The sequence below is a fragment of the Sphingopyxis sp. H073 genome (assembly GCF_001468395.1).
GTDB lineage: Bacteria > Pseudomonadota > Alphaproteobacteria > Sphingomonadales > Sphingomonadaceae > Sphingopyxis.
In genome coordinates, this window is sequence record NZ_LNSG01000003.1 from 514,772 (window position 1) to 533,663 (window position 18,892).

17 protein-coding genes and 1 other RNA gene are annotated in these 18,892 nt (G+C 64.5%); 3 read left to right on the forward strand and 15 right to left on the reverse strand.

The features are described from left to right. Positions 1-8: 8 nt before the first annotated feature. The 12 genes from ATE64_RS22330 to dapA form a co-directional block, all read right to left on the reverse strand. A complete protein-coding gene (locus ATE64_RS22330) occupies positions 9-143 on the reverse strand; it encodes a hypothetical protein (RefSeq protein ID WP_269433201.1) in 135 nt (44 codons plus the stop codon). Positions 144-243: 100 nt separating this feature from the next. After that, on the reverse strand, positions 244-843 hold the full coding sequence (locus tag ATE64_RS07965; RefSeq protein ID WP_058457441.1) for a hypothetical protein: 600 nt from the start codon (positions 841-843) through the stop codon (positions 244-246). After that, entirely contained in the window at positions 833-1,459 is a 627-nt protein-coding gene (locus ATE64_RS07970; protein ID WP_058457442.1) for a glutathione S-transferase, read from the reverse strand. Before ATE64_RS07970 ends, ATE64_RS07965 begins: the two co-directional genes overlap by 11 nt. 17 nt (positions 1,460-1,476) lie before the next feature. Beyond that, positions 1,477-2,292, reverse strand: coding sequence for an agmatinase (gene speB, locus ATE64_RS07975; protein WP_058457443.1), 816 nt, complete (start codon positions 2,290-2,292; stop codon positions 1,477-1,479). Positions 2,293-2,528: 236 nt separating this feature from the next. Continuing rightward, positions 2,529-3,611: a recombinase RecA gene (gene recA / locus ATE64_RS07980; protein WP_058457444.1), complete on the reverse strand. Its 1,083-nt coding sequence runs from the start codon at positions 3,609-3,611 to the stop codon at positions 2,529-2,531. A gap of 117 nt (positions 3,612-3,728) precedes the next feature. Beyond that, positions 3,729-4,085, reverse strand: coding sequence for a response regulator (locus ATE64_RS07985; RefSeq protein WP_058457455.1), 357 nt, complete (start codon positions 4,083-4,085; stop codon positions 3,729-3,731). Next, positions 4,078-6,438, reverse strand: coding sequence for a response regulator (locus ATE64_RS07990; RefSeq protein ID WP_058457456.1), 2,361 nt, complete (start codon positions 6,436-6,438; stop codon positions 4,078-4,080). Before ATE64_RS07990 ends, ATE64_RS07985 begins: the two co-directional genes overlap by 8 nt. Before the next feature lie 107 nt (positions 6,439-6,545). After that, on the reverse strand, positions 6,546-8,594 hold the full coding sequence (locus tag ATE64_RS07995) for a M13 family metallopeptidase (RefSeq protein WP_231729111.1): 2,049 nt from the start codon (positions 8,592-8,594) through the stop codon (positions 6,546-6,548). Between the two features lie 123 nt (positions 8,595-8,717). After that, positions 8,718-10,787 (reverse strand): M13-type metalloendopeptidase, encoded by a 2,070-nt coding sequence (locus ATE64_RS08000; RefSeq protein ID WP_058457446.1) that lies wholly within the window; start codon positions 10,785-10,787, stop codon positions 8,718-8,720. Positions 10,788-10,883: 96 nt separating this feature from the next. Beyond that, a complete protein-coding gene (locus ATE64_RS08005) occupies positions 10,884-11,471 on the reverse strand; it encodes a DUF2062 domain-containing protein (RefSeq protein WP_058457457.1) in 588 nt (195 codons plus the stop codon). A gap of 32 nt (positions 11,472-11,503) precedes the next feature. Further along, complete coding sequence (smpB, locus tag ATE64_RS08010; RefSeq protein WP_058457447.1) at positions 11,504-11,989, reverse strand: SsrA-binding protein SmpB; 486 nt, start codon at positions 11,987-11,989, stop codon at positions 11,504-11,506. A gap of 9 nt (positions 11,990-11,998) precedes the next feature. Next, a complete protein-coding gene (gene dapA, locus ATE64_RS08015; protein WP_058457448.1) occupies positions 11,999-12,874 on the reverse strand; it encodes a 4-hydroxy-tetrahydrodipicolinate synthase in 876 nt (291 codons plus the stop codon). A 99-nt stretch (positions 12,875-12,973) separates the two neighbouring features. Between dapA and ATE64_RS08020 the strand changes: the two genes are divergently transcribed. Next, a complete protein-coding gene (locus ATE64_RS08020) occupies positions 12,974-15,001 on the forward strand; it encodes a lytic transglycosylase domain-containing protein (RefSeq protein WP_058457449.1) in 2,028 nt (675 codons plus the stop codon). 5 nt (positions 15,002-15,006) lie between these two features. Next, the gene (greB, locus tag ATE64_RS08025; RefSeq protein ID WP_058457450.1) at positions 15,007-15,489 is read left to right on the forward strand and encodes a transcription elongation factor GreB; all 483 of its coding nucleotides are present in this window, start codon (positions 15,007-15,009) and stop codon (positions 15,487-15,489) included. 3 nt (positions 15,490-15,492) lie between these two features. Here the strand turns inward: greB and ATE64_RS08030 are convergent, their stop codons facing one another. Further along, a complete protein-coding gene (locus tag ATE64_RS08030; RefSeq protein ID WP_058457451.1) occupies positions 15,493-17,205 on the reverse strand; it encodes a caspase family protein in 1,713 nt (570 codons plus the stop codon). Positions 17,206-17,463: 258 nt separating this feature from the next. On the opposite strand from ATE64_RS08030, the gene ATE64_RS08035 reads away from it, so the two are divergent. Further along, positions 17,464-18,126, forward strand: coding sequence for a hypothetical protein (locus tag ATE64_RS08035; protein ID WP_058457452.1), 663 nt, complete (start codon positions 17,464-17,466; stop codon positions 18,124-18,126). Positions 18,127-18,132: 6 nt separating this feature from the next. Here ATE64_RS08035 and ATE64_RS21985 read toward each other — a convergent pair whose 3' ends face one another. Together ATE64_RS21985 and rnpB are read right to left on the reverse strand one after the other, a co-directional pair. Continuing rightward, positions 18,133-18,288 carry a hypothetical protein gene (locus ATE64_RS21985; protein ID WP_167541754.1) on the reverse strand — a complete coding sequence of 52 codons (156 nt, stop codon included), beginning with the start codon at positions 18,286-18,288 and terminating at the stop codon, positions 18,133-18,135. 74 nt (positions 18,289-18,362) lie between these two features. Then, positions 18,363-18,747, reverse strand: an RNA gene (gene rnpB, locus ATE64_RS08040) — RNase P RNA component class A. Positions 18,748-18,892: the final 145 nt, after the last annotated feature.

The window sequence follows — 18,892 nt, forward strand, 5'->3', positions numbered from 1 at the left end:
GCCTGCACTCATTCCATGACCTTGCCGAAGGCCGCCGATTCAAAGCTGTCGACCGTCGCTGTATAGCCGCGGCCGGGCACCGCATCGATCCGGATTCCCGGCTCGGTAACCGCCAGCATCAATGCCATCGCCAGAAAACTCATGCCGCCCACCCCCTGTTGGCGCCGCGCTCCACGGCGGGGATCATATGGGATCGGGCGGCAAGGCTCGACAAGTCTAATTTCTTCGGGTTGTCTGACCGCCTCAAAAGGAGGTGGCGATGCCCTTGCCGAGATAGCAGGGCAGTTGCTGCAGGACATCGGCCTTCGGCACGCCATCCTCCACCAACTGGGGCGGGACTTCGGACGTGTCGATCCGCACCACGGTGAAGCCGTCGCCCGGTTTCGCGCGGTGAACGACAACATAGCCGCAGTCCATCGTCCCGTCCGCCCGGTCGCCGCGAAAATCGAAGGCGGCGTAAAGCCCCGGGGGCTGTCCGGCAGGGTCGGGATACCAGCTCAACCGCAAAACACGGATCCGGCCATCGGCCCAGATCGCAGCGCGCTTGCGCAGGTTCATTTCCCATTCGAGCCGCGGGTTCGCCGCCTGGAAGGACAGGCGCAGCATCGCATAGGCCGCAGCATAGTCGCGCCGCGCCAGCGCCAGCGTATATTCCGCGAAACGATCAACCGCTCCCTCCTCATCCGCCGCCGTCGGCTTGAAGATCACGCCCCCGGGCACGACCACGTCGCGCTCGACCTCGGGCGCGATCAGCGGCGGCGCGCCGAAAGCCGCCGGGATACCGGAAAGGAGGAAAGCCGACACCAACCACAACCGACCGCCGGGCCGGCGATCAATAGCCATAATAGGCGCCGCCCTTCTCCCGCGCGCGGCGCCACGCCGGCCGGCCGTGGCACGCATTCACGAAATTGGCGAGTTTCGGAAAGCGCTGCGCCAGTCCCTGCATGATTGCGATCTCGGCCGGAAAGCTCAGCATGATGTCGGCGGCGGTCAGATTATCGCCGACGAAATGCCCATCCTCGCTGACCGCGCTTTCCATATAGGCAAAATGCGAATCGAGTTGCTGCGTGATCCGCGCTTCGAGCGGCGCGGCCGCTTCGCCGAGACGCGCCGTATAAATGCGCAGCAGGATCGGGGTCATCGCCGAGCCTTCGGCAAAATGCATCCATTGCAGGTGGCGGACATGGTCGTCGGTGCCTCGCTGCGGCACCAGTTTCTCACCGCCATGATAGTCGCAGATATATTCGGCGATCGCCGCCGACTCGATGATGATGCGCCCGGCATCCTCCAGCACCGGCGACTTGCCGAGCGGGTGAACCGCGATGAGTTCGGCCGGCGCGAGATTCGTGACAGGGTCGCGATCGTAGAATTTGATTTCGTAGGGCGCGCCAATCTCCTCGAGTAGCCAGAGGATGCGCTGCGAGCGGCTGTTGTTGAGATGGTGGACGATCAGGCTCATCGCTCTCTCCTTCGGGGTCAATTTGGATAGGGTCCGTTGCGGTCGATCAGCGCCGCGAGTTCGCGCACCAACTTGGCGCCGAGGATCGCCGTGACGCCGCCCACGTCGCGGCCGGGATGATGCTCGACGATATCGGCGCCTACGATCGGTGCGGTCTGCTTGTGGAGGACCGCCAACACCTCGCGGACGGTCAGACCTCCCGGCTCGGGATGCGCGACGCCGGGCGCTTGGGCCGGATCGATCCCGTCGAGGTCGATCGAGATGTAGAGCGGACCTTCGAGTACGGGCACCGCGCCCGGCGTGAACCCGGCCATCGGGACGATCTCGACCCCGAAGCGCTCGGCCTGCTCGCGGCAATGTCCGTTCAGCGTCCGGATGCCGACCTGCACCAGCCGCCCGGCATGGCCAGCCTCGCAAATGCGCGCGAAGGGTGATGCGTGGCTGCGCGGATTGCCGCCGAAATCGTCATAGAGATCGGGATGCGCGTCGAAGTGAAGGATGTTGACCGGGCCAAAACAGGTTGCCGCCGCCTCGACGAGCGGAAAGGTCACCGCATGATCGCCGCCGAGCGCCAATGGCACCTCACCATCTTCTTGCAGCATGGTGACGTGGCGCCGGATCGCCGCATCGTCGCGCGCCGTGTCTTCGCTGAGCGGCAGGTCGCCGTCGTCGGCAAAGGCGATATCGACGCCGATCTCGGGCCCAAGCTCGCTCGCCAGATTGCCGCGCTCGCTGCGCAAGGCGGCGCGGATCGCCGCCGGTCCCGCCGCCGCACCGCGCTCGAAGCTGCTGTTGACGTCGGTGGGCAGGCCAAAAAGACGGATCGCGGGCATGGGCTGCTTGTAGCCGCTGGCGAAGGTCGCGCAAGGCGCTGGTGGTTGAGAATTGGCTCAAGGAAATCGCCATTCCCCGATCACCGGCGAGCAATGGACGGCGGGCGGGCCGACCTGCAGGAGAGGGGCTGCGCAGGTACGGTGCGGTCGCAAGGAGACCGCGGGGCCCGCCGCCGTCGGCTGGCCGGTTTCCCCCGAGATCGGGGAAACCGGCCGGATGGCGTCAGTAGCGGCGATCAAAGATCGCCATCGTCGCCTTCATCATCGGGGCCGGCCATCATCTCTTCGGCCACCGCGTCGGTACGGCTGCGGATCGCGCTTTCGAGGCGCTGCATCAGTTCGGGATTTTCGGTCAGGAAATTCTTCGCATTCTCGCGGCCCTGCCCGATGCGGATCGAGTCATAGCTGAACCAGGCGCCCGACTTTTCGACGAGCCCGGCCTTGACGCCAAGATCAAGGATCTCGCCGATCTTCGAAATGCCCTGCCCGTACATGATGTCGAACTCGACCTGCTTGAACGGCGGTGCGACCTTGTTCTTCACGACCTTCACCTTGGTGGTGTTGCCGACGATCTCGTCGCGATCCTTGATCTGGCCGGTGCGGCGGATGTCGAGACGCACCGATGCATAGAATTTGAGCGCGTTGCCGCCGGTCGTGGTTTCGGGATTGCCGTACATCACGCCGATCTTCATGCGCAGCTGGTTGATGAAGATCACCATGCAGCGCGAACGGCTGATCGAACCGGTGAGCTTGCGCAGCGACTGCGACATCAGGCGCGCCTGAAGCCCGACGTGGCTGTCGCCCATCTCGCCCTCGATCTCCGCCCTCGGGACGAGCGCGGCGACGGAGTCGACGACGAGCACGTCGATCGCGTTCGAGCGGACGAGCGTGTCGACGATTTCGAGCGCCTGCTCGCCCGTATCGGGCTGCGACACGATCAGTTCGTCGATGTCGACGCCCAGCTTCCGCGCATAGACGGGGTCGAGCGCGTGTTCGGCGTCGACGAAGGCCGCGGTGCCACCCATCTTCTGCGCCTCGGCGATGCAGTGCAGCGCCAGCGTGGTCTTGCCCGAGCTTTCGGGGCCGTAGATTTCGATGACGCGTCCGCGCGGCAAGCCGCCGACGCCGAGCGCGATGTCGAGGCCAAGCGAGCCGGTCGAGATCGCCTCCACCTGCATCGCTTCCTTCGAGCCCAGCTTCATCACCGAGCCCTTGCCGAACGCGCGATCGATCTGCGCGAGCGCGGCGTCGAGCGCCTTCTGCCTGTCCGTTCCGTTCACTGATTTCCCCGATTCGACGAGTGACAATTGTCCGGCCATGACCGTCCCTTTCCAGCTCTAGAGCGACGGCAGAAGCATCGCAATGGCAGACTATGTACCATATTTGTTCTCATGGAACAAGTGGGGAACAAAGAAAAATCGAAGGGGACGAAATGCTCAGTTTCCGGCCGAAAATTCGTGCAGAACCGCTTCGATATCGCTTATCCGGAACGGCTTGGCGACCAGCCGCCGGTGCGCATGTTCCGCCGGAATGATGTCGCCGCCGCCCGAGGTGAAGGCAAAAGGAATCCCGCGCGCGGCCAGTGCATCGGCGATCGGCCAGCCCTTTTCGTCGCCAAGGTTGATGTCGACGAGCGCACCGCCGATCGCTTCGGCGCCGATGATCGCCAGCGCCTCCTCATTCGTCGTGGCCTGCGCGGGTTCGGGCAGGCCGAGCGCGTCGAACATGTCGACGAGCATCATGCCGATCAGCACATCGTCCTCGACGAGCAGAATGCGATTCGCGTCAGCCATCGGACGCCCGATGCGCCGCATTGTCGAGCGCCGCCGACACCGCCTCGGCAAGCTGCGCGACCGAGAAGGGCTTGGGCAGGAAGGCGACGTCGTCGATGTTGATCGACTGGCGAAGCTGCTCCTCGGCATAGCCCGACATGAACAGGACCGGCAGCGCCGGCCGCTTCTTGCGCATCTCGCGCACCATCGCGGGCCCGTCCATCGTAGGCATCACGACGTCGCTGACGACGAGATCGACCTTTTCCATCCCGGCGAACCGTTCCAAGCCTTCTTCTCCCTGCGATGCAGTGACGACCGTATAACCCGCACGGGCCAGGGCTCGTTCCGCGACCGCACGCACCATATCCTCATCCTCGACGAGGAGAATGGTACCCGTGCCCCACTGGCTCTTTTTCGGCTTCGACACCGGCGTGGGCGTCGCCGGTGCGCCGTGCTCGGCGCGGTGGACGGGGAGGTAGATGGTGAAGCTGGTTTTGCCGGGCTTGCTGTCGGCAAAGATGAAGCCTGCCGACTGCTTGATGATGCCATAGACCGTCGACAGCCCGAGCCCGGTGCCCTTGCCGACGTCCTTCGTCGTGAAGAAGGGCTCGAAGATCTTCGGCAGCACGTCGGCGGGGATTCCGGTGCCGGTGTCGCTGACCTTCAGCGCGCTATAGTCGGCGGGCGGCATGAACTCGCTGCCCATCTGGCGCACGTCGGCCGCCGATACCGGATAGGTCTCGATCGTCAGCGTCCCGCCGCCGGGCATCGCGTCGCGCGCATTGACCGCAAGGTTGATGATCACCTGTTCGAGCTGCCCAGGATCGGCACGCACCGCGCCGAGCCCGCGGCCGTGATGGACCGACAAATGGACGGTATCGCCGATCAGACGTTTCAGAAGATGCGACACCTCCGAAATGACGTCGGGCAGTTGCAGGATCTGCGGGCGCAGCGTCTGCTGGCGCGAGAAAGCAAGCAATTGCCGGGTCAGGCTGGCGGCGCGGTTCGCGTTGCTGCGGATCTGCTGGATGTCATCATAGTCGCTGTCGCCGGGCGTGTGACGCATCAGCATCAGGTCGCAGCTTCCGAGCACCGCAGTCAGGATATTGTTGAAGTCGTGCGCGACGCCGCCCGCAAGCTGGCCGACCGCCTGCATCTTCGACGCCTGGGCGACCTGCCGCTTGAGCCGCGATTCCTCGCTCGAATCCTTGAGGCTGAGCAGCACCGCCGCCTCGCCGAGCCCGCGCACGCCGACGACGCGCATCGACACCGGATCGTCACCCTGCCCGACCAGCCGGATCGACAAGTCGCCTCCGACCTGTTGCCCGCTGCTGTGGCGCCGGATCATGTCGGCGAGCGGCCCCTTGTCCTCGCCGACGACAAGGTCGCCCGGATAGCGTGGCATCCGGCCTTCGCCGACATTGCCAGCGCGCTTGAACGCACGGTTCATGTAGAGAAATCGGCCGTCGCGATCGACCAGCGCGAGCCCGAACGGGAGCAGCGAAAGCAAGGTTTCGACATAGGCCTGCGCAGTGCCGCGATCGGCGGGCCCGATCTCCTCGTCGAGCATCGTCAGCAGCACCGGTCCGTGGGTGTCGGCGGGGGCGAGCGGGATCTGGATCATCCGCACCGGCGTCGCGCGGTCGCCCTCGCGCGCGAAATAGAGTGAACCCGCTTCGTCGAGCCGCAGCATCGCCGACACGTCGCGCCCGACATAATGTGCCTGATCGGCCTCATCGAGCGCGCGGAGCAGAAAGGCGCGATTTGCGGAGCGGAGCCGCCCCTCGGCGCTGACGAGCGCCGCCATGACGCCCGCCTGCGCGAGCGTCAGGCCCGCCGGCCCGTCGAGATGGCGGACGATCTCGGTCGCAAGATCGAGCCGTTCGTTTGCCGAAAAGCGCCAGACAAGATAATCCTCGGCCTGCCCGGTACGGAAGATATGCGCACGAAGCTGCAACGGACCGACGGCGATATCGTCGGCGACCCCCTCGCCGTCGCGCCATGCGGTGCGGCCGGCGTTCTTCAATGCCTCGGCGCCGCGTGCATCGACCGGCAGACCCGGCGGGGTGACGAACCCGCCGAACCAGGTCGCGAACAGATCGTTGGCGCAGACCAGCCGTCCGCCGCGGTCGGTCACCGCCACCGCGACATCGTCGTGGTTCACCGCGACGCGCAGCATCGTCCAGTCGGGGAGCGCCGCTTCACCTGCGGCCGCCTTGGGGAACAGACGGCGGGCCAGCAAGGTACCGCCCGCCGCGATCGCCAGCCCGGCTAGAAAGCCCGCCGCCAGTACGACGTTTCCGGTCGCCCAGAACAGCAGGCCGACCGACAGGAGCGCAAGACCGCCGAGCACGGCCAGATCGACGCGCGACAGATTGAACCGCGCGCCGAGCGGTCCCGCGGGGCCCGCCCCCCTGCTGAAATCGGTCTCAGCGGAGGGCAGGCTTTGCGCGGTCAAATGACGCTCTTTCTATAGCCGCATCACCAGATGCGGACACGATCCTTTGGTGCCAGATACAGCTTCTGGCCTTCCTTGACGTTATAGGCCTTATACCAAGGGTCAAGGTTGCGCGAGACCCAAGTCCGCTGGATCGAGGGCGAATGCGGATCGGTCGTGATACGCTGCGCCAGATTCTGCTCGCGATAGTTGCGCCGCCACACCTGCGCCCAGCCGAGGAAGAAGCGCTGGTCGCCGGTCAGCCCGTCGATCACCGGCGCTTCCCCGCCGCCCAGCGACTTCCTGTATGCGTCATAGGCGATGGTCAGGCCGGCGAGATCTGCAATGTTTTCGGCGAGAGTAGAGCGCCCATCGATCCTCAGCCCAGGAAGCACTTCATATGCTCCGTATTGGGCGATGAGAGGCGCGCTGGCCCTACGGAAGGCATCATGATCATTCTTGGTCCACCAATTCACAGAGCGGCCACTTTCATCGTAACCCGCGCCAAAATCGTCAAAATGACGACTAATCTGGCTGGCAATCGCAGCACCGATTGCCCCGTAATTTACCGCCGGATCGGCATGACGGTCAAAAAAGGGGGGCTGAAGAATGGCTGCGGTAATGACGATCTCGTTTCGGTTATAAGCAGCATAGCCGTTAACTTCGATCGGGCTGAGACCCCATTCCCAATCACGGATTGGTCCGGCGAGACGGACCATTTCGTCATCGTGTGCAAATTGATTGCTCCGGAGCGCGTTCCCGAATGCGTCGTCGGAGCGGATCTCCAAGCTACTATAATCTTTCCAGTGTGTCGGATACCCCAACTTGAACCGCATAGCCGCAAGTTTGCGGAGCGCCTTGGCCTTCGTTTTCGGTTCCATCCAACTCAAGGCCTGAATGCGCCGAGCGGTCGCTTCCCGGATATCGGCGGCCAATTGATCCACCGCGGCGGCGGTGTCTGCTGAATAATACAGTGCTATGTACTGCCGCGATACCGCGTCAGGAAGAATTTTGGTTGTGAACTCTGCAGCTCTCTCTCTTCTCTGCTCGTAACTAACCGACGGCGGCCCACCAAAATAACGAGCCGATTCATCAGCGACGACCTTCGGCAGGACGGTGGCGAAACAATCCACGCTTCGGACTAATAGCAAGTCACGCAAAACGCCGATCGGCGCATCAGAGATGAATTTTGCTTCGTCCGCTATCAAGTTTGGATGAAGGACCAGAACAGATTGCCCATGCACTCCGACAGCGCGCAGATAGACGTCCCAATCGAAGTCTGGACTGATCTCTTTCAACTCCTCCACGGTCAGAGCCTTCAAAGGACTGTTGCCAGCGCTCGGATGCAGCGTCGCCAACTGCTCCTCGAATGCGTAGAGAGTTTCAGCACGCGAGGTTGCGTCCGACTCTCCGATCAAGGTCAGGATCGTTTCAAGATGCCTGATATAGCTGGCGCGAGACGCGGCAGCACTTTCTCCTCTTCCCGAATAGATATCGCGGTTGGATGCGCCTGTACCATGCTGCATCACAGTATAAATATATTGCCCGGGTTGGAGTTCGTCAGGCGCAACAAAACCGCTAAAAAAATGTTGAACACCATTGCGATCCGCCTCGGCAAGCAGGGCTGGGAGCCCAGCTTTATCGACGGCACGAACTTTGTTTAACCAAGAATCGATCGGCGCAAGCCCTCTTGCCTCGATCGCTGCGTCGTCCAAAAAAGAGGAATAGGCTCGGCCTATTGCACTGGTCGAATCACCCTTCGCATTTTCAAGAATCGCGCCAACGCGTTTCTTCGCGGTGTCGCCCAATTCAGTGAATATGCCGTAATTCGATCGGTGAGCGGGTATTTCCGTTACTTCAGACCATGTGCCATTCGCGTAGGAATAAAAATCATCTCCGGGCTGAATCTCCTGATTCATGCCAGCTGTATCAAAACCGAAATTCCCAATGCTCGATTTGGACGACGGACTGTACGTAACGGGCGCCTCGGGATTCCCTTCTGCTTGAGCCACTGACGCATTAGAACCGATCAACGCAATCGCCAATAATACAACTTTTGCGTTCGACATTTTTCCCTCCGCCAGCTCATCCAATTCTGGAGTGCCCTGCCGGAAATGAAGACGCAAGCATGGTCAAAGCGACAACCGTCAAAAAAACGCCCGTCCCATGCCAAATAGACAGGAACGGGCATTCAGATCATCGCTGCAGCGTTGCCATTACCAGATACGGACGCGCTCCTCAGGCTTAAGATAAAGCTTCTGGCCATCTTTGATGGCATAGGCCTTATACCATGTGTCGAGGTTGCGCGCGACCCACGTCCGCTGAATCGACGGCGAATGCTCATCCGTGGTGATGCGCTGCGCCAGATTCTGCTCGCGATAGTTGCGCCGCCACACCTGCGCCCAGCCGAGGAAGAAGCGCTGGTCGCCGGTCAGCCCGTCGATCACCGGCGCCGGCTTGCCGCCGAGCGACTTCTTGTAGGCGTCATAGGCGATGGTCAGGCCGGCGAGATCGCCGATATTCTCGCCGAGCGTAAAGGTGCCATCGAGATGCTCGCCGGGCAGCACTTCATAGGCATCATACTGTGCAACGAGCGCCTTTCCGGCCGCCTCGAACGCCTTGACGTCCTCGGGCGTCCACCAGTCGGCCAGCTTGCCCGTCTCGTCATATTTTGCGCCCTGGTCGTCGAAATGATGGCTGATCTCGTGACCGATGACCGCACCGATGCCGCCGTAGTTGATCGCAGCGTCGGCCTTCGGATCGAAGAAGGGCGGCTGCAGGATCGCGGCGGGGAAAACGATCTCGTTCATCCCGAAATTGGCATAGGCGTTGACCTCCATCGGGGTCATCCCCCACTCCCACCGGCGGATCGGACCGCCGAGGCGGCCGATATTGTCGTCATGCGCGAACTGGTTTGCGCGCAGCGCGTTGCCGAACAGGTCGTCGCTCTTGATCTCGAGCTTGCTGTAATCCTTCCAGCGGTCGGGATAGCCGATCTTGGTCGTGAAATTGGCGAGCTTCTTTTTCGCGCGCTCCTTGGTCGCGGGCTGCATCCACGTCAGGTTGCCGATGCGCGTGTCGAGCGCGGCGAGGACATTCTTGACCAGCACGTTCATCGCCGCCTTGGTTTCGGGCGGGAAATATTTCGCGACATAATCCTGCCCGACGGCTTCACCCATATTGTTGGTGGTGAAGTCGACGGCGCGCTTCCAGCGTTCCTGCATCTGCGGGGTGCCCGACAGCGCGGTGCCATAGAAGGAGAAGGCTTCCTTCGCGACCGCGTCGGGCAGCACGCCCGAGAAGCTGTCGAGGCTGCGGACGGTCAGGATATCGCGGATCACGCCGATCGGCGCGTCGGCGATCAGCTTCGCTTCGCCGGTAAAGGCGCTCGGCTGCGACACGAGGAGCGAGTCCTCCTTGACGCCGATGCCGCGAACGAAGGTCGTCCAGTCGAAGCCCGGCGCGATCTTGGCCAGTTCGCCGACGGTCATCTTGTTATAGACCTTGGTCGCGTCGCTGCTGTCGTTCTTGTCCCAGTGGACCGTCGCGATCTGCTTTTCGAAATCGTAGATCGCCTTGGCGCGCGTGCCGGCGTCCGCCTCGCCTGCCAGCGTCAGGACGTTTTCGAGATGCTTGAGGTAAGCGGCCTGCAGCTTGGTGTTGCGCTCGCTGTCCTTCAGATAGAAATCGCGGTCGGGCATGCCGATGCCGCCCTGCCCGATCGTGTAGATATAGACGTCGGGATTCTTGTCGTCCTGCCCAACATAACCGCCGAAGAAGTGCGCCACACCGCTGCGGTCGGCCTCGGCGAGCAGAGCCGCAAGGCCTGCCTTGTCAACGCTCCGGATCTTCGCCAGCCACGGTTGGATCGGCGCGAGGCCCTTCGCCTCGACCGAGGCCGAGTCGAGGTAAGACGCATAGGCGCGGCCGATCATGCTGTTCGGGTCGGCCTTTGCCGCCTCGAGGATTTCCTGCGTGCGCTTCTGCGACAGGTCGGCAAGCGCGGTGAACATGCCGTAGTTCGACTTGTCGGCCGGTATCGTGGTGTTCTTCGCCCAGGTGCCGTTGGCATAGGCGTAGAAATCGTCGCCCGGCTGAACGGTCTTGTCCATGCCGGTGAGGTCGAAGCCGAAATCGCCGATTTGCGGCTTGGCCGGTGCGGCGGTCGCGGGCGCGGCGGTCGCGGGTGCGGCCGCGTCGTTAGCAAACGCGGGCACGGCGCCCAGCAGCATGGCGCCCAGCGCCGCGGTCGCCATCAGGCGCGAAGAAATATTCGGACGGTTCATGATGTTCCCCAGATGAACAAATGGATAGCGCGCCCGCGGTTCCCTCCGCCAGCGCGATCTTGCGATGGAACAGCTATAGGCTCGCGGGGGCCGGGTTCAACCGGCGACAGTGTCGCTCGTCGACGCCTCAAGTCGTTTGTCGCGCGCCCGGCGAATTTTGCGCCGCCAGCGCAGGCGTATCCAGGCATCCCAACCGACCGAAGCCAGAACATAGCCGACAACAGCCGAAACCACCGAAATGACGAACAGGCCGGCGACGCCGCCCAGTAGCGCCGGCCCGGCGTTCGCGGTGAACCAGTGCCACCATTCGATCAGCGACGCCCCTTCATCGTACAGGACATAGAGGTCGGCGACATTGGTTCGAAGCCCGAACAGCACATTGCCCAGCCACACCGAAGCGGCAAGGATGAACGGCGTGGTCAGCGGGTTGGACAGAAAGGTCATTGCCGCGCCGATCGGGATATTGGCACGGAACGGCAAGGCAAGCAGCGCCACGCCCGCAATCTGGACGCCGGGGATCAGAAAGAAGATACCGACGAACAGCCCCAGCGCGGTGCCGCGCCGCACCGACGTGCGCGTGAACCGCCACAAATGGCTATGCGCGACGCGGTGTGCGAACGGCTTCACGAACCGGCTTTCGAGCAGGTCCTCCCGCGTCGGCGAGTTGCGGCGGATCCAGTTCATGACCGCGGCCTTGTCGCGAGGCTCACCGCCGCTCATCCGCGGTCCTTCAGCAGGCGCTGCTTGTCGCGCTTCCAGTCGCGCTCCTTGATCGATTCGCGCTTGTCGTGCGCCTTCTTGCCCTTGGCGAGCGCGAGTTCGACCTTCGCGCGGCCGCGGCTGTTGAAATAGACCGACAGCGGGACGATCGTCATCCCCTGCCGCATCACCCCGGCGTGCAGCTTGTTGATCTCGCGCCCGTTCAGCAGCAATTTGCGCGGCCGCCGCGGTTCGTGATTGAAGCGGTTGCCGTGGCTGAATTCGGGGATGTTGGCGTTGATCAGCCACACTTCGCCGCCGGTGACCTCGGCATAGCTTTCGGCGATCGTGCCCTCACCGAAGCGCAGCGACTTCACCTCTGTGCCCTGCAGCGCGATCCCCGCCTCGAACACCTGCTCCACGGCATAGTCGAAGCGCGCGCGCCGGTTCTCGGCGACGACCTTTTTCTTGTCGAATTCGGCGGCGGACTGCGGACGGGCCATGGAACGAACCTAGAGAACTCCCGCCGCGACCAGTGCGGCATCGACGGCCGCGCGCGATGCTTCGGACGCCGGAATGATAGGTAGGCGCACTTCGGGCGAAAACCAGTCGTGGATCCGCGACAGCGCATATTTTGCCGGCGCGGGCGAGGAGTCGGAAAACATCGCCTTGTGCAGGCTGAACAAGCGGTCGTGGAGCACCAGCGCTCCTGCCCAGTCGCCTGCGGCGCAAGCAGCGGCAAAGTCGGCGCAGAGGCGCGGCGCGACATTGGCGGTGACCGAGATGCAACCGGCGCCGCCTAGCACGGCGTGCGGCAGCCACAGATCGTCGTTGCCGCTGAGCTGGCAGAAGTCCGCGCCAGCCCCCGCGCGATGCACAGTGACACGCGCCAGATCGCCGCTCGCGTCCTTGATCGCGACGACAGTGGGAATTTCGGCGAGCTGGCACATCGTCTCGGCGCTGATGTCTGCGACGGTGCGGCCGGGGACGTTGTAGACGACGATCGGCAGGTCGCACGCATCGGCGAGCGCCCGGTAATGCGCGATCATACCGTCCTGCGACGGCTTGTTGTAATAGGGCGCGACGACCAGCGCCGCCGCGGCGCCGGCTTGCTTCGCATAGCGCATGTGGCGAATCGCAGTCGCGGTGTCGTTGGACCCGCATCCGGCGATGACGGGGACGCGGCCCGCCGCCGCCTCGAGGCAGGCGTCGATCACCCGATAATGTTCTTCAAAGCCGAGCGTCGGGCTCTCGCCTGTCGTGCCGCACGGGACGAGCGCGCTGGTTCCTTCGTCGATCTGCCATTCGACCAGCCGTTTGAACGCCGGCGCATCGAACGCACCGTCGCGAAATGGCGTCACCAAGGCGGGAATCGACCCCGAAAACATGCTCCGCTCCTTTACAAAGACTCCATGCGACCGATAGAATTGGCCGGGGCGCCGCTATTGGACGTCTATTCAGCGCCCCGCAAGGAGTTTGGCACTAAAATGCCCCGCATGATTTCGCTGCCCCGTATTTCCCGTCTGGCGCTCGCGCTGGCCCTGGTCGTCCCGGCCACAGCGCATGCAAGCGAACTCACCCCCGAACAGATGGCATGGTATCGTGCCCAGATGGGCCTTGCCGCGCAGTCGGCCACGCCGCCCTCGACCAGTTCGGTCGGTGACGCTGTGCTCGAATGGCGGCGGCTGACCGCGAACAACATCGCCTCCTTCGACCAGCTCTCGCGGTTCCTGATGGCGAACCGCGGCTGGCCCGATGCCGAGAAACTGCGCGTGCGCGCCGAAAAGGCGATCGCGCTCGACAGCTATGATCCGCAGCGCACCCTCGCCTTTTTTCAGGCCTATCCGCCGCGCACGGCCAGCGGCGAGCTTCGTCTCGCACTCGCGCTCAACGCGACCGGCCGCCGCGACGAGGCCAATGCCGCCGCGCGGCGCGCGTGGACCGGCGGGATCATCGACGACATGGAGGTCAGCCGCGCGTTGGGCTTCTTCTCCGGCGCCTTCAGCCCGGCCGACCATGACGCGCGGATGGACCGGCTGCTGTGGACCGGCTCGACGATCGCGGCGGGTCGCCAACTTACCTATACGTCGCCCGAGAAGCGCGCGATCTTTGCCGCCCGGCTGGCGATGCGCGGCGGCGCAGTCGATGCGGCGCTCCAGTCGGCGGCCGTCGAGAGCGCCAACCCCTCGCTGCTCCGCACCGACGCGGGCTATATCACCGACAAGGCGACGTGGCTGCGCAAGAGTGGCCGCGTCGGCGAGGCGCGCGCGCTGCTCGCCGCTCCGCGCGCGCTCGCCAAGGCGCCGACCGATACCGAGGAATGGCTCGAAACATTGCTCACCAACGCGCGGGCAGCCGATGCCGCGGGCGATAAGCAGACCGCCTTCAATATCGCCAAGCAGATCGACGACAGCTTCGCGCCCGGCGTGGTGATCCGCGAGGCGCCGCTCAGCGTGCGCGACGATTTTACGTCGCTTGCGTGGCTCGCGGGGCAGCTCGCCTACAAGGATCTGCGCCGTCCGGCCGAGGCGGTGCGCCTGTACCGCGCCTATGGCGAGGCGGCGCGTTCGGCGCAGACGCGCACCAAGGGCTTCTACTGGGCCGGCCGCGCCGCGCTGGCCGCGGGCGACCGCGACACCGCGAACCGCTATTTCGCCGATGCCGCCGAACATTATGATCAATTCTACGGCCAGCTCTCGCTCGAACGCCTCGACCGGCCACAGCCCAGGCCAAAGCCCGAACCGACGATCCATGTCAGCAGCGACCAGAAACGCGCGTTCGAGGACGACCGGCTGGTACGCGCGGCGCGCGCCCTCGGCGAGATCGGCGCGTGGCGCGAGCAGTCGCAGTTCCTGCGCGCGCTCGCCCAGCGCGCGTCCTCACCCGCCGACCATGTGCTCGCGGGCCAGCTCGCCTCTTCGATCGGGCGCCCCGACCTGGGTGTGATGATCGGCCGCAGCGCGCAGGCGAACAGCCTCGACGCGGTCGAAGTGTCGGGCTTCCCGACGGTGCGCGTCCCCTCCGGCCATGAGAGCAACTGGACCTTCATCCATGCAATCACGCGGCAGGAAAGCCAGTTCGACCGGCAGGCCATCAGCCATGCCGGCGCGCGCGGCATGATGCAGCTGATGCCCGGGACGGCACGCGAGGTCGCGGGCAAGCTTGGCCTCGGTTATGATGCGGGGTCGCTGACCGCCGACACCAATTACAACATGACGTTGGGTTCGACCTATTTCCAGCAGATGCTGAGCTATTTCGGCGGCAGCTATCCGCTCGCGGTCGCGGCGTACAATGCGGGGCCCGGCAATGTGAACAAATGGCTGCGCGCCAATGGCGATCCGCGCGGCGGCGGGATCGACATGGTCGACTGGATCGAGGCGATCCCGATCTTCGAGACGCGCAACTATGTCCAGCGCGTGCTCGAAAATGCCGTCGTTTACGACACGCTCCGCGACGGGCGCAGCGTGCCCAAGGCGCCGCTGAGCTTCTACCTCGGCAAGCGCGACCCCGGCTGATCCCGATGGCGGGGGAGAAGACCAACATCATCAGCCCGGCGGGCTTCGCCGCGCTGCGCGCCGAATATGACACGCTGTTTGCAAAGGAACGGCCGAAGCTGGTCGAGACGATCAGCTGGGCGGCGGGCAACGGCGACCGCAGCGAGAATGGCGACTATATCTATGGCCGCAAGCGGCTGCGCGAGATCGACCGGCGGCTGTCCTTCCTCGCGCGGCGGATGAAGGCGGCGCGCGTCGTCGATCCCGCGGCGCAGCCCGACAAGAGCCGCATCTGGTTCGGCGCGACCGTCGAGCTGGCCGACGACGATGATGCGCGTCGCACCGTCACGCTGGTCGGCGACGACGAGGCGGAAGCCGGCGACGGCCGGATCGGCTGGAACAGTCCGCTTGCCCGCGCACTACGCGGCGCAGCGGTGGGCGATCTTCGCACCGTACAGCTTCCCGCCGGACCGAAGGAATGGGAGGTGATGGCGGTCACCTACCCCTGACGGTCACTCGCCGATACCGGCGATCAGGTCGCGTTGGTCTTTCCGGAGTTCGGGCAGGTCGCGCGCGAGCTTCGCCCAGAAGACCGCCTCCTTCGGGTCGGCGGCGACGCCATCGCCCTTCGCATAGGCCCAGGCGAGGATCGCGCGCGATCCAGCGAAACCCGCGCGTGCGCCGACACCGCAGTCCTCGATCGCGTCCTTCAACGACTTGTCCGCGAAATGCGCCTCGCAGAGCCAATGACTCCCCTCGGGATTCCCCGCATCGGCGATCGCGCGCAGGCGTTTCAGGTTCGCGTCGCGCGTGGTTGCAAAATAGGTGAGCGCGAAGATCGCAGCGGGATGCCCCTTTTCGGCCGCCTCGGCATAGAGCGCCTGCGAGCGCACGAAATCGGGCGGGCCGAAGGTGCCCGAGGCCAGGCGATAGGCGAGATGCGTCTTCGCCTTCGAAAAACCGGCGTTCGACGACGCGACATAAAGGTCGTAGGCGCGTTTCACGTCGGCGGGCGTCGGATCATTCTCGAGCAGCAGATAGGCAAGCTCCTGCTGTCCCGCCGGAAAACCCTGCCCCGCCGACTGCTCGAGATAGGCGCGCGCGCGGGGCACATCCTTTTTCACCCCGACCCCGAGCGAGAACATATAGCCTGCGAGATGCTGCGCGAGCGGATCGCCGCCATCGGCGAGCCCGATCAGCTCGGCGGCGGGATGGTGCGACAGCACATCCGCGATGATGATCGGCTCGTCCTCGACCGCGAGCCGGTCGAGCGAAATGTCGGCAAGCGCGCCGGGCTTCAGCGCGCCGCGGGCGACTGGTGGCGGCCCCGGCGGCGCGGCAAATGCGCCGAGCGTCCCGCCGGACTTCGCGCGCTCGGGGACCTCGGGCGGCGCGACGAGATAATAATCGTCGAACCAGCTCCCATAATGGAAGGGCTGCTGCGGCCCCAGCTCCATGCCATAGGTGCGCTTGTAAACATCGCGCGACACGACCTTGAAATAATCGGAGATTTCGAGCCCCGGAATGCCGAGTTCCGCGACCACCGCCGCCGCGAACGGGCTGACCGGCGAACCCACCGGCGCAAAGTCGAGCGCGGGACGGCCCTTTGCGGTCGAATAGAAGACCGCGCCCTGCCCGATATCGAGCAGGCCGAGCGGCGCCGATCCCGCCTCGCCCTTCGCGACGTCGGTGTCCTCGATTCGCACCACCGGGTCGGGCGTGCGGCAGGCATCGACGAACAGCAGCGTGAAGGCGCCCGGCGGCACGACGCGTTTCACCAGCGCCTCGATCGACAGATAGCGCTTCTCGACATCGGCGCGGCGCGTCGCGGGCGGCGCCTCGACCGGCACCAGCCAGTTGCGGCCGCCATATTCGAAGCCGTGCCCGGCGTAGTAGAGGACGACCGACTTCGCGCCCTTCGCTTCCTCGGCGAATTTCGCCAGCGCGGCGTCGAGTCCGGCCTTGTCGGCGTTGTTGACGACGCGCGGCGAAATCCCGGCTTTCGCCATGGCGTCACACACATAGCCGATGTCGTTGACGGCATTTTTGAGCGACGGCCATTCCCAGTCGTTATAGGCGCTGTTGCCGATCAGCAGCGCGACGCGGTCGCCCTTCAGCGGCGCGGTGCCGCAGGTTGCCGACGGCTGCGCCGACGCCGCCGGAGCGAGCCCTCCCATCAAGACGAGCGCCGCCGCCAATGCCGCCCGATATCGCCAACGCATCATTTCGATTTTTCCCACCCCGGCAAATAGCGAAACCGCAGAAAACCGCGCAACTTCACTCGCAATTCACACCTCTTGCACCCCGCCAGCGCGCCTGCCCGCAACCGGTCGACGCGGCCCCGGAGGCAAGGGTAGGTCAGCGGAATAGTGTAGGAAAGCCCAAATCATGTCGAACTGTGCGCCGCGTCACCCCGCGTCGCTGGACGGCCCGCTACGCGATGCTAGGGTCAGGACCCCAATCTGATCGCGAGGGAGACGAAGATGACGCGAAGCCTGGCCCTGATCGCTGCGTTGCTGCTCGGCGGAACCGCGCACGCGGCGCCGCCGCCCGAGCCGAGACCAGCGGTTGCCGACGAGACATTGCAGGACGGGCTCGAACTCGGCGAAGAGATCGAGGCGCGTGTCGATGGCGACCTCAACGGCGACGGCGACCCCGATACCGCGTTCGTGGTCGCAAGCCCCGACGCGCGGACACTTTATGTCGTCCTGAGCTATCGCACCGAGGTCGATTTCGGACATGATCCCGCGGGCAGCGCCAAGCTGGCGACCGACCCGCTCGGGCCCGCCGAGCTGTCGATCAGCAAGGGCGTACTCGTGGTGAAAGACCTAACGGGAGGCACGACAGCGCTGGCCTCGACCTATCGCTTCCGCGCCAACAAGGCGAAGGCTCCTCCAAGGATGCGGCTGATCGGGCTCGATACCACGCTCTACAGCCGGACCTGGGCGCACGACGGCAGCGAGATGAGCTGGAACCTGCTAACCGGCGACATCGTCGCGTCGACGCTGAAACTTGTCGGAAAGGGTGAGGACGCGAGCTACGACAAGCAGTTCACGCGCAAGTCGAAACGGCCTGTCACGACCGTCTATATGGAAGATACGCCCGATCCCGAGGAAGAACTGATCCGCGCGACCCGGGCGAAATAGGCGGCGTTATTGCTGGAGCAGTGCCGGCACGATCCAGACTGCGGACAGCACCACCACCGCAAGCAACAGCGAAATCGCAAGGACGTAGCGCACGCCATGTTCCTTCACGCCGCCGCTCGCTTCAGTCTCGGTCACCTCGACATGGTCATCGACGACTTGCATGGTTCGTCTCCCTTCTGGTCCGCATCAAACGCGGCCCCTCCACGCGCGGTTCCCGCGCATCGAATGGGGAGAGATAGGCCAGAGGGTCTGTAAGCCGGGTTCTGTCCACCCCGTTGCCGGGGATGGGCGATCATTCCTCTAGGCGGCCGGTTGCCCCGACGCTCAAGCAGTCAACCCGGACGGCGCGGCCGGAACCAGCCCTGAGTTACCTCGTGCCATCCCTATTCGACCTTGCTCCCGGTGGGGTTTGCCATGCCGCGTCCGTTACCGTCCGCGCGGTGCGCTCTTACCGCACCCTTTCACCTTTCGCCGGGCCGAAGCCTTTGGCGGTCTGCTCTCTGTGGCACTTTCCCTGACCCCGGTTGCCCGGAGCCGCCGGACGTTATCCGGCACCGTGGTTTCCGTGGAGCCCGGACTTTCCTCCCCCGCTTGCGCGGCGGCGATCGCCCGACCCTCTGGCTGGGCGCACTATAGCGCGAATGGAGCGGCATTGCGAGGGATTGTGCGGAAGGGCTGTTTTGGGGTGGTGAGTTCTCGGTCAGCTTTCAGGCCGAGCGGAGCATGACGGACTAAGGGCGAACCTCATCGCCTGCGGCATATCGTG